The organism is Streptomyces sulfonofaciens (genome assembly GCF_014656295.1).
GTDB lineage: Bacteria > Actinomycetota > Actinomycetes > Streptomycetales > Streptomycetaceae > Streptomyces > Streptomyces sulfonofaciens.
Genome location: NZ_BNCD01000102.1, coordinates 1 through 537, shown reverse-complemented (window position 1 = coordinate 537; position 537 = coordinate 1). Strand labels below are relative to the sequence as shown.

The 537-nt window shown below is 66.9% G+C and carries 1 protein-coding gene; it reads left to right on the top strand.

The window, feature by feature from the left end:
* Positions 1–537: AMP-binding protein (locus tag IE313_RS34775; protein WP_189939384.1), on the top strand; the 537-nt coding region annotated here is incomplete at both ends.

Genomic DNA, 537 nt, shown 5'->3' with positions numbered 1-537 from the left:
GGCCGACCGTTTCGTGCGGTTGTTGGGGGCGGTGGCGGTTGATGCGTCGCTCAGGGTGGGGGATCTTCCTGTTCTGGGTGAGGTGGAGCGTGGGTTGGTGTTGGGGGGTTGGGGTGGTGGTGTTCGGGCGTTGCCCGGGGTGACGTTGCCGGAGTTGTTTGCGGCGCAGGTGGTGCGTTCGCCGGGTGCGGTGGCGGTGGTTGCGGGGGAGGTGGTGTTGTCGTATGCGGAGCTTGATGTGTGGGTGGGTCGGTTGGCGGGTGTTCTGGTGGGGAGGGGTGCGGGGCCGGAGCGTGTGGTGGGGGTGGCGTTGCCGCGTTCGGTTGAGTTGGTGGTGGCGTTGCTTGCGGTGCTCAGGAGTGGTGCTGCGTATGTGCCGGTTGATGTGTCGTATCCGGTGGGGCGTGTGCGGGGGATGCTTGATGAGGTGGGTGTGGTGTGTGTTTTGGATGATGTGGGGGTGGTGCGGGAGCTGGGTGGTGGGTTGGGGTTCGGGTCCGATTCGGGGGTTGGGTCCGGCTCGGGGGTTGGGTCCGG